The following is an 11520-nucleotide window of genomic DNA, read 5'->3' as shown; positions in this document are numbered from 1 at the left end:
GGACACCAGCACGCTTGATCAAGAAGTAGTCAACTACGAAGAGATGGGGACCTCTACATGGCCACCAGCGGCGACACGCACTTGGCCGTTGACACGGCATGCCGCCTCCACCACGGGCACGCACGATAGCGCGCCCGCGATGTAGGGGCCGTCGGCGCCCAGGGCGACGGCGCCAGGCGCGGCCAAGTCGGCACCCGCCAGCCGGAGGGAGCCGCTGATGCGGGCCAGGGAAAGGTCGACTCGGCCGCGGGCGACCAACTTGTGCGCTTCGATCGTCCCTTCGACCTATAACTCGTCGGCTTGCAGTGCATCGCCTCCCGGGTTGTCCAGGCGAGCACAGTTCAGGCTCAGTTCGCGCTCCACGCGCGAGTCGGCGAGGCGGATCGTCTCATTGGCGGAGAAGCCACCATCCATGTAGAAGCCGCCGGCCACGGTGGTATGGGGCCCGTGGAACGCCATGGTCGTACTGCCCTCGGACGGGGACTGCACCACCAGGCCGTGGTCGGCGGCGCCGGCAGCCCAGTCCTGGGCGATGCCGGTGACGTTCCACTCCAGGCGCTGGGCTCCGTCGGAGCAAGCCAGGTCGTAGCCGGCCTTGTTGATCTGCGCGTCCTCGGTGGTGGCGGCCGGCTTGTTCGCCCAGTAGAGATTGTTGGCGTCCCAGGCGCCGGTCACCCGGCGGACCTGGAGGCCGCCCCTGGCCTGGGGAGGCGACCACGGCAGGAAGCCACAGCGAGCAGGTCTCGGTTCCGGACTGCTGGCACTGGTCTACGCCGACGTCATCCGCCCCAGCGTGGCGTGGCTGGCCAGTAGTTTGTCACCCCACCTGAGCGGGGCCCTCGAAGCCGATCTTTACGCGCGTATTTTGGCACGATCAACGACTGTGTTCGTCGCAGGCCCGGGCGGTCGTAGCGGGTTGCTGGAGGCCTGAATGACCCAAAATTAGGGTCTGACCTGGAGGAACGCCGTCAAGATCATCCCGCATATGTCCCCTGATCATGGTCTTACGGCTGCATGCGGGCACCCTCGGCTGCCTATCAAGGTCTACGAAGCAAAAGACCTGCGTGAGAAACCGCAGGTCAGTGGCTGAAATACCTGTTCAGGTGAGTGCCCCCGGCAGGATTCGAACCTGCGGCGCCCGCTTTAGGAGTCAGGCGAGCATGCGTGACGTTTTACCAGTTCAAGAGGGGTAAGCGAGAGTTGGTGGGAGGTCGTTGCGCATGTATTTGGCACCCGCAGATCATACGGATTGTTGCAGCGTTATCAAATAGCCGGTTTAGCTCACCGAGCTGAGACCACCCTTCGGCCTCGTGAGGGAACGCTCAGTCCTTGAGGGCTAGTTCCTTTCGAGACGGGTTCGCCACCTGCTGTTGTTGGGTCATTCCGCGCGTGCGCAGGAAGCACAAGGCTTCGGAGGTGGCGGTGCCGGGCGGACGATCATCCCCGTGTGCGCGGGAAGCACGGCGTGAGAGGCGACACCGACCTTGATCACGGCGGGACCATCCCCGCGTGCGCGGGGAGCATACCCGCAACCGGGTCAAGCCCCCCTGCTGAGAAGGTCGGCCGGTCTGGCTCCTGGTTGTCAAAATTGGAGAACGGGTGGTTGCCGCTGGATCGGATGAGCGTCGTGGGGCAGCTCGCCGAGGTGCTCGGGGTGGAGGTTGTCGAGCTGACCGGCCAGCCGTACCGGCACGAGACAACAAACTTCGACGCCAGGCACGCCGCTGTTCCAGGGCTCCGGCTCGCGCTCCGGTGAGATCGGCTAAGTCGAGGGGCGAGCGGATCGCAGCCGGGCTGGCGAGTGGATCACGTCTGGTGATCACGGAGCATCTCGTTCCCGTTACTGAAAACGATCTTTGCTTTTAGCGCGGTCTCATGTGACGATTGGCCTGTTTTGTGACACATCTGTTCGAAAGGTCGTGAGTGAACACACGCCGATCAGCGTCCGGCTTATCCGCCCGGACGCGCCGCCGCGCTACCCTGACCGCAGCTCTGATGCTGCCGCTCTCGCTCATGAGTGCGCCCGCGATCGCCCAGGGTCCCACGCCATCCCCCACCCCAACTTCCGTATCAACAAAACCCGGCGTCACTTCGGATCCAGCCCTTAAGAGCGTCTGGGAGAAGGCGGCCAAGTCCGGTAAACCCGTCGAAATTCCGGCCCGGTTCACCGAGACCATGAAGGTTTGGGCGAACCCCGACGGCAAGCATTTGCGTGCCGAGCTGTACAACCGGCCCGTCCAGCTCAAGAACCCGGCCAGTGGTGCCTGGGAACCCATCGACACCCGCATCGTGACCCGCGACGGCAAACTGCAGGCCGCGCGGGTTAAGACCCCGCTGACCTTCGGCGGACGCGGCACCAAGCACCTGGTGTCGGCGGATGGCAAGCAGGGTACGAGCGGCCTGGGCGTGACCCGGGCGCTGCCAGAACCGAAGATCTCCGGCAATGCGATCACCTACCCTGACGCCGTCGCGTCTGGGGTTGACTTGGTGGTACAGGCCAAGGCCGACGGCTTCATCTCCCAGGTGGTCTTCCGGCGCAAGCCAGCTGGCCCGGTGACCGTGCGGCTGCCGCTCACACTGCCCAAAGGTACCTCGTTCGGCACAACGCCCGAGGGCCTGCCGCAGCTGAAGGACGCCAAGGGTAAGGCGAAGGCCTCGCCGATCGTGCTCACCGCGATGGACGCCAAGGTGGAGGCCGGCCCCGAGGAGGGCAAGAGCTCACCGGTCACCCCGCGCGTTGAGACCTCCGGCACGACGTCGCAGCTGGTGTTCAGCCCGGATGAGGCATTCCTGGCCGACCCGGCGGGTCACTTACCCGGTGACGATCGCGGCCGCCTCGGAATGGTTCGGCGGCGGCATCCCCACCGACGCATGGGTCAGCAAGAACAGCCCAAGCACCAACAACGCCGCCGCCGGATGGCTGCGCGCCGGCACCACCTCCACCAGCGCCGACGTCGCCCGCGTGTACCTGAAGTTCAACACCGAGGCCCCGGAACTGGAGGGCGCCACCGTCGTCGACGCAGACCTGTGGGTGTGGAACTACAAGTCCGGCGGCCCCAACAACGTGAATTGCGGCGATCCGATGGACGGGTCCGGCATCGGAGCGCGCCGCATCACCTCCTCCTGGGACACCTCCACCTTGAGCTGGTCGCGACAGCCCACGCTCGGCAACGTGGAGGGCGAGAGCGGCAACAAGGCCGGCTACAACTACGAGGCCGTTCCCCCTTCCCCCAGCTGGTGCACCAAGGAAGAGCATTTGGTGCACCGGATCACCAACATGGCCCGCGCCTGGATCGAGCGGAACGAGCCCAACCACGGGGTGGTGCTCCAGGCCGTCAGCGAGAGCGCCACGATTAACTGGCGCCAGTACTACTCCAGCGAATACGGCGGCGACCCATACCCGGGCTACCGCCACCCACCCACTCTCATGATCGAATACACTCCGGCGCCCAGGTACGTGGAGGAGTACACCCTCGTCTCCGGCTCGCCCATCAATCTCGAGTCACTGACCGACGAGCAAGCAGCCGCCATGGTGACCCAGGTTTCGACTGTGAAGCCCGACGTGCCGGCCACGACAACCGAAGAGGCCGCAGCGGTCAGGACCTCAGCCGAGAGTCCCTTCGAGATCCTTCCGGAAGGCTCGCTGCCGCTGGACGAGGAGACCTGGGACGAAGAAGACCCCACTCCCGATCAGCCGCCGAAAGTCCAGGAGCAGATACCGGGCGCAGGCGCCACGGATGTCAGCCCAGGAACGCCTGTCGTGGTCCTGTTCAACGAGCGGGTGGCCGATACGCAGATCTCCGTCAAAAATCCATCCGGGACGGCGGTTGCGGGGACGCTGTCCGCGAACCCCGAGGCCACGCTCGCGACGTTCACGCCTGCGCAGCGGCTGGCTGCGAACACGGTGCACACCGTAGAGGTGACCGGCGCAACCGACATCGCCGGCAACACCATGTCCCCCTACTCATGGACGTTCACCACGGGGGAGGCCGACACGACCGCGCCGTCGGTCGTGAGCACCGACCCTGCCGATCAGGCGGCAAACGCGCCCGCGACCACTCGCGTGACGGCGACGTTCAATGAACGGGTCTCCAACGCCCGGCTTGCGCTGACCGATGCTGCGGGCACGCTGGTCCCGGGCGGGGTCACAATGGATGCCGTGAGTCGGTCCGTAACGCTCGCCCCGACAGCGCCCCTCACGGTAGGGGCTGTGTACACGGCACGAGTGAGCGGGGCCAAGGACACATCGGACAACCAGATGCAGGCTCCGCACACATGGTCGTTCACTGTCGGCGCCGAACCCGATCCCACCCCGATCACGATCACGTTGCCGCTGCAGGCCGATACGTGGATCGACAACCAAGGTTCGATCGGTCCTAAGGGTCCCACCCTCTGGAGCGGTGCTTACGGCGTGACCGAGCCGAGGACCATCGAACGGACGTACCTCAAGTTCGATTCCTCGGCCCTAGCCGGCAAGACGGTCAAGGACGCCAGACTGGAGCTGTGGAACTCAGAGGGCGACTCCTACGGCTGCGGGGGCGCCGGCTCGGGCATCAAGGTGCAGCGCATCACCAGCGCCTGGGACGCTACGACCCTGCGGTGGAGCAACCAGCCCGCGGCCACGAGTGCGGGTGAGACGACGGCCACAGACCCAGCGGACTGCGACGAGGAGGCGCCGCCGAGCAACGCCGCCTGGACCTGGTCGGTGACGAACATCGTGCAGGCATGGGCGTCCAATCAGAGTGACCACGGTCTCGTCCTGCGAGGCGCCGACGAGTCGGCCAACGCCCCGCCGTACGACCGCGGCTTCGATGCCGCCGAATCCGAAAGCTTGGAGCCGCACCCACCGGTTCTCAAAGTGACCTACCTCGACGACGCCGGACCCGGTCCCACCCCGACGCCCACTCCCGACCCGGACCGCACCCCACCGACCGTTCTCCAAGTGGAGCCGGCCGACGGAGCCGAGGACGTAGCATCCGACGCCCAGGTCAAAATTACATTCAGCGAACCAGTCGCGGACGCTTCGTTCGTGCTCGAGGACATCTTCGAGGGGACGCAAGTTCCTGGCAACGTGACGATGAACGCCGACAAGACGGTGCTCACCTTTACCCCCGGAGAGCCCTTGGACCTCTGGTACCGGGCATCGATTGAGGGAGCCAAGGACAATGCGGGCAACGCTATGGCGGCGCCCTACGAGTGGTGGTTCGGGACGGGCCCGTTCCTGGCCTCATCGCAGAAGGCGGCCAGTCCTGCAGCCACCGCGGGGGCGCGCGGAACCGGGCCATCAGTGAGCAAGGCGTGGACGCGCTCGCTCACAACGGACGCGGCAAGCGCCATCACGCCCACCACGACACCGCAGTTCATGGTCAAGGTGAGCGACACACACAAGCGACCGGCCACGGTCGAGGTGGAGATTGAACACGATCCGCAGGTCCGCTCACAGGGCACAGGATTGATCTGGTCAGGCACCGCGAAGACCTCGAGCAGCTCGGTGGAAATCATACAAGTGCCCAGCGGCAAGCTGACCCGCGGCTTGAAGGTGCGCTGGCGTGCCCGGGCCGAGACAGGCGAATGGACGGCGTGGAACCAGCTGGCCATTGCCTCCGCCGCGGCTCCAGGGCCCGCGAAGACCTCCGCCTCGGCGCATGTCGTTCTGGGGGGCAATCAGACCATGCTTGCTCCTGGGGACTTCCCGTACGATCCGATCGACTTCGCCGAGTGTTGGAAAAACGCGAACCGGGCCTCCCAGCCGGGCGGCTTCACCAAAAACTCGTTCAATTGGTGCGGGTCTTGGTATATGGGTCAGAATCGCGAGGCGGGCCCCAAAGGAAAAGTAATCGAGGTCAAGGCGACTACAGGGTTCGTGGGATGGCGCTTCAGTTATGCCATCCGAACTGCCGTCGGCAACAAGGTGTCCGACCGGAAGGGCATGACGGAGGCCCAAAAGGCCGCGGCCAGGGCGACGGCAGAGATTGGCGCCAGAAACATTGAAGTTTGGGTGATTATCGATCAAGTGACGCCCAACCGCAACTGGCCCGACTCCGCCGCCATGTATGAGAACTCAAAGCTGGCGGTCGGCTTCGATGTCAAGAGCGATCCCGGCGGCGCGTGCAAGCCGCTGCCCGGTCACGACAACAGTACTGTGAGCCGCACCTTCCAGAACTGGAACAATTATCAGCACCACTTCCGATTCACCTCCGACAAACTGGCGTCTGCGGGTGCGAAACGCGTGGCAACCTGCACGCTGATTCCCAGCCTTTACTACGACGGGGCACTCACCAAAGAAGACGACGAGTACATCTACAACAAGCCTCACGAGGTAGGCGCCATCAAGAAGGCCGTCAGATGTGACACCTCCGAACTCATTCTCATGTACTACGGAGGGTGTATCTTCGATGAGATCACCCCAACGCTTGGGCTGAGTACCGCTGACAAGCTGAGGTACAAGGGCAGGGATATCACGAACAAAGCCAAGGACCACGCGATACACATCAGGGAGGCGATGACCTCCGGAAAGAAGATTCCCGGCAGCCCCGACCGAATCATCCAGAATCCCCTGAGCCCGACTCCCCTCACCCGAGCCTGGCCCGGGAATCACGCGGGCGATGTGGAATACGAAAATAGGCAGGACGTCAAGGCCGAATGCGAGACCCGTTTCGGCAAGGGCTGGTTCGAGGCCACCGGCAAGCACTGTGACGAGTATCCCTTCGCCTCCACGCTGGAAGGGGCGGCGAATAATTTCTTCGACTTCTCGGTCAAACTGATCTCGGTATGCGCGAACTGCGCGGCGGGGTCAACTCAGAGCATTTTCTGGCAGCGATACAGGGTGCTCCCCGGAGACACCTTCTATGTGAAAATCCATGACGGGCAGCAGCCCGCGCAGTAGAGAACCGAGCCGGTGGGCGTTCTAGGACGTCCGCCGGCTCCTCACGATGGACGATGAGGCATGCGGGAAGACGACTTCGATCACTATAGGACGCTTGTGTCGGTGTGGTTTTCTGATCCGACATGCCTGACATGGTCCGAGCTGACCGGTTTGGATGAGGTGGCGCGCGCGTTCGGTGCTGACCTTGCCGCAGCGGAACATATGAGTGTGGAAGATGCCCAGGTTGAGCAGTACAACGCGGATATCCCCGGTGTTCTGCCTATTCTGGTCGCCGGGACGATCGGTAGCTGGACGCTTATCGTCGAACCGAACGGATGCGAAGGCGCGAGACCCGAAGTCTTGCGGGCATTATCGGCTCGTGGGCGAGCGGTGAGCGTTCTGCTCGACAGCGAGCAAGGTGACCGTCTGGGCTACGCCGCCGCCGGCGAGTTGAAAGCCGTTCGGACGACGGCCTCCCCGTCTGCCCGATCTGGCCGCCTTCCTGGAGACGCCGACGCGATCATCGACTCGGCTGACGCCGAAGATCTCTTCGCGCGCCGGGCCGCCGCTCTTCTAGTGACAGAGCACATTACTGGTGAACGGCTCACGGAACAGTGGCTTCTGAGTGACGGCCTCACGCGCCTGCTGGTCGAGGATCCCCTCCCCGACGACATCGTCCCGGAGCGGTACCGCGATCACCACGTGCTGGACGATCCTGAGATCCGGGCGATCATCGATGAGCCCTCACCGGGCAAGGTCGCCCGCATCAGATACCTGATGGTGATGGCGGTGGTGAAGGGTTCGCATTTGCTGCACCCCACCGTGGACGAGGCGCTGGAGACCCTGCGCGACGACGACGCCATGCGACGCAAGGAACTCCGCCGCCAGGTCGCGTCGCTGCGCGACTACCTCGTAAAGGGCACCGGCCAGGAGCAGGCGCTGCGCCTGCGGGCAGTGAACGTACTGCTGGACGCGCTGGGAGACGATCTTATTGGGTCCGCGTGCGCAGTCGCGGATCACGCCTATATGGGGCATCTCACCGACGACCAGAAAGCCGTCATCGTCCTCATGGACCGATGTCTGCGCCGTATCACCCGCTCTTCGCCCTAGAGAGTGCTGAAGAGTGGGTGACTCGGATCTGGCTAGTCAAGCTCCCAGGCAGGCGGGATTCAAGAATAGCCTTGGGTCGCCCATCAGCGTCCGGGGACGGCGTGACGCGCAGGCGGTCGTCAACACGCATCAGAGTCGTCTTGGGCCCGTTGTGGACGAGCATGGACCTCCGACGTGCCCGGATGGATGGTGAGGATTTCCTTCAGCCAACTCGCGACTGGCAGCGTGCAAAGGGTCAGCGGCAGGTTCACCAGCAGCGGACCTGCCTCCTGCGACAGGCCCGGTGCGTCACCACCGAGGTGATGATCTTTGTGGTGTCCTCCCGCTCGTCGACCCTTGTACTCCCGCGCGTGCGGCAATGGTGCCACTCCCGGGGCCTGGTCGCGCTTCCATTGGAGGGCGCTTTCCTGCACGCGGGGATGGTCCTGGAGACGGACGTCGCCCGGATAGGGCCGTGTCGCGTTCCCCGCGCAAAGGTACCGGGCCCTGCCTCACTGTCTCGCGCGTGGGCGACTTCCGTAGCTGGCGGACTTAACCCGTCCGCGCGTGATGCACAGCTTAAGAATCTGCGGAAACTTGAGCTCGATCACCATTTGATGGTAGGACAAATCTATGGTGAGTATCGGGCGGTTGGAACCGGTGCCCTTGCGAAATGTATGGCCGAACGAGGCTTCAGACTTCACACCGTGGTTGGCCGAGAACCTTGATGTACTCGGTCAGGCGGTCGGGCTCGCACTGGTGTTGAAGCAGCGTGAGTATCCGGTGGGCAGATATTCCCTGGACCTCTTGTTAGAGGACGCCGAAGGGCGAGTTGTCGCCGTAGAGAATCAGCTCGATCAAACTGACCATACGCATCTCGGACAATTGTTGACGTACTGCGCTGGTATTCAGGCGCAGTACGTGATCTGGGTCGCTCACTCCATCACCGACGAGCACGCAGCAGCTTTGGCATGGCTGAATGAGAACACCATCGAGGGCGTGGGCTTCTTCGGTGTACAAGTCGAAGCGCTACGCATCGGTGATTCTTCACCCGCACCGAACTTCAACGTGATCGTCCGGCCCAACGACCAGATCAAAGCTGCACGCCAGGCCCGTATCCGCTCGGACTGGACCTGGGCCGGCTACGCGGAAGAACTGCGCATCCCTCCGGAGCGGATCGAGGTCGGCCGACTCCTCGTCGAGGCTATAGCGGAAGCGGTGGAAGAGCGCGGACTCGCCTGGCAAAAGGTGATGAACAAGGGTTACATCGCATTCCAACGCCCCGGCAGCTACAACGTTCTGGTCATCGACCTCTGGAACAAGCGGGTGCCCCGCCTCGCGGCCAAGATCCCAGGTCTGCCGAGCGAGCTCGGTCTCATCAACCCCTTTCCGCAACTGGAAGAGTCGTGGGACAGCGACAACCGGGAGTGGGGGTGGACCGTCCCACCAGGTACCGCGATTCCCGACCTCAATCCGCTCCTTGACCTCATTCAGCCCTTGCAGCCAGCGTCAGGACCGATGCAGGCCAGCGCGGCGTTGATTTCGTCGAGCGAAGTGTAGGACTCCAGCGAACGAACGGGCTTCCGGCCGTGACTTCGGTGCTGTCGAGTATGTGGGTGCTGCGGCGTAGGACGTGGATCTCACGTCCGGCCCACAGGTCGGCCTCGAACAGGGTGATGTCGTCGGTGAACGGGCGTAGCCACGTGGTGCGAACGGTCAACGCCATGGCCAGGATAAGGAGCACGCGGTCGGTCAGCTGGGGGCATGGCGGGGATGAGCCCGCAGGTCTGCTCCTTGGCCCAGGTGTCGAGTCAGAGTTGGTCGGCGGTGGGGTCTGAGGTCAGTTCGCCGTACATGCCTGCGGGAAGCGTGGTGATCCAGGCCGGATGCAGGGGCAGGTTCGGCCGGGACCACAAGCCCAGTGTCGACCGGATCGCCGCGGATCTGTCCATGATCGCCAGTACGGCTTGGGCTGTCTGCGAGGCGGTGGCGGCGTCCATCCCGACGGCACTGCAGTTTCCTGCGCCCTTGTCCCTCGGCGGCCGATGCCAGGTGGGCCAGCAGCGGCCAGGCGCCTGCGCTGGCCATCACGACCGCTCCACCCAACCGGTCTTCACCCATCGGGCGGTGAGTGTGTTCACTGCGGTCACCAAATCGTGCTGGTGCTGCCCGTTCATACGGGTGACCGTACAAGAGCCAAAGTCCTGGGCGAGGACATTTCTGGCCCTGGGATGCGCCAGTGGCGCCTACTCGCTGCGGGTGGTGAGCTGCTGAGGGGAGATTTGATCAATCGGCCGCTGCTTAGGACGGGCAATGATGATCTTTGCAGGTTGGCCATTCTGATGGCGTTGGCGTCGATGATGTCGATCTGGCAGGCATGTCAGTGACGGTCGTGGTTCCACGGTCGGGCGGCCGTGGGCGTTCTGCAGCCCTGGGTAATCCCTAGATCGGCACCTGACCTGGGAAATGCCGCCAAGATCATCCCCCATATGTCCCCTGATCATGGTCATACGGCTGCGTATGGGAGCTCTCGGCTGCCTATCAAGGTCCACCGAGCAAAAGACCTGCAGTAGCGAAACCGCAGGTCAGGGGATGAAATGCTTGTTCAGGTGAGTGCCCCCGGCAGGATTCGAACCTGCGGCACCCGCTTTAGGAGAGCGGTGCTCTATCCCCTGAGCTACGGAGGCGGACCCCGTAAGCCTAGCGAAACTACGGCAGTGTGTGGGACGCGGGGCGGCGGTGAGTTTGGCGGGGTGGGTCATGGGTGCTCTGAGCTGCAGTAAAGGCATGGCAAGCGATCAGATTGTTGCGCATCCCGCGTCGATAGCGTCGGGTCTGTGACCAGAAGGCGACGTAGTCAGGTGCGTAGGCGGCCTGTTGTGTTGATTGCGGCCGTGTTGGCGCCGGGGATCCTTGCTGGGGGGTTGTTGGCGGGGGAGCTCACCGGCTATGAGGAGGCGGCGGCGCAGCGGGGGATGCGGGCTGGGGTTGGGGGATGGGTGGGGTTTGAGCCGGTTTTGATGCCTGCGCCTGCTCGGCCTGAGCGGTGGTACGAGGGGGTGGTGCCGGCGGTTGTGCGCGAGGCCGCGCCGAAGCCGAAGCCGCAGGAGGACGAGGCGGAGGGGGTGGCGCCCCCTCCGGCGCCTGTCGTCGTGGAGCGAGGTAAGGCTGAGCCTGTGCGTACGGAGCGGGAGTGTGCAGGGGAGTGGGCGGATACGTGGCTTTGGAAGTCTTGTCGGGAGCATGGGCGGCGGCCCAAGCGGGAGGCGACCGGGCTCAAGCGGGAGGCGGCTGGCTCCAAGCGAGAGGTGGCAGGGCTCAATCAGGAAGTGACCGAGCCCAAGCGTGTGGTGACCGAGCCCAAGCGGGAGGTGGCCGACGGGGGAAGCGAGGGAGGGAACGAAGGCGGAAGTGAGGGTGGAAGCGAAGGAGGGGAGGTGGATGTTTGGGAGTGGTGGTGGCCTGCTTGATGCCTTTTGCCCGTGAACCCGCTCGCCCGTGAACCCGCTCGCCCGTGAACCCGCTCGCCCGTGAACCCGCTCGCCCGTGAACCCGCTCGCCCGTGA

General features: G+C 64.2%; 6 protein-coding genes and 1 tRNA gene. 4 read left to right on the top strand and 3 right to left on the bottom strand.

From position 1 onward, the window contains the following. Positions 1–285: 285 nt before the first annotated feature. Positions 286–723 carry a DNRLRE domain-containing protein gene (locus tag AB0H88_RS40275; protein WP_357653842.1) on the bottom strand — a complete coding sequence of 146 codons (438 nt, stop codon included), beginning with the start codon at positions 721–723 and terminating at the stop codon, positions 286–288. Positions 724–1447: 724 nt separating this feature from the next. Here AB0H88_RS40275 and AB0H88_RS40270 point away from each other — a divergent pair. From AB0H88_RS40270 to AB0H88_RS40255, 4 genes are all read left to right on the top strand, one after another. After that, positions 1448–1756 (top strand): helix-turn-helix transcriptional regulator, encoded by a 309-nt coding sequence (locus AB0H88_RS40270; protein WP_357653829.1) that lies wholly within the window; start codon positions 1448–1450, stop codon positions 1754–1756. A 1062-nt stretch (positions 1757–2818) separates the two neighbouring features. Then, complete coding sequence (locus tag AB0H88_RS40265; protein ID WP_357653828.1) at positions 2819–6886, top strand: Ig-like domain-containing protein; 4068 nt, start codon at positions 2819–2821, stop codon at positions 6884–6886. A gap of 60 nt (positions 6887–6946) precedes the next feature. Then, complete coding sequence (locus AB0H88_RS40260) at positions 6947–7975, top strand: DUF6461 domain-containing protein (protein ID WP_357653827.1); 1029 nt, start codon at positions 6947–6949, stop codon at positions 7973–7975. Between the two features lie 612 nt (positions 7976–8587). After that, a complete protein-coding gene (locus AB0H88_RS40255; protein ID WP_357653826.1) occupies positions 8588–9514 on the top strand; it encodes a hypothetical protein in 927 nt (308 codons plus the stop codon). A 251-nt stretch (positions 9515–9765) separates the two neighbouring features. On the opposite strand, the gene AB0H88_RS40250 is transcribed toward AB0H88_RS40255, so the two are convergent. Both AB0H88_RS40250 and AB0H88_RS40245 read right to left on the bottom strand, forming a co-directional pair. Beyond that, entirely contained in the window at positions 9766–9954 is a 189-nt protein-coding gene (locus AB0H88_RS40250) for a hypothetical protein (protein ID WP_357653825.1), read from the bottom strand. A gap of 614 nt (positions 9955–10568) precedes the next feature. Then, positions 10569–10641 (bottom strand) — tRNA-Arg (locus tag AB0H88_RS40245). Positions 10642–11520: the final 879 nt, after the last annotated feature.

This window comes from Nonomuraea sp. NPDC050680 (assembly GCF_040654555.1).
Lineage (GTDB): Bacteria > Actinomycetota > Actinomycetes > Streptosporangiales > Streptosporangiaceae > Nonomuraea.
This window is presented reverse-complemented; position numbering and strand designations above follow the sequence as displayed.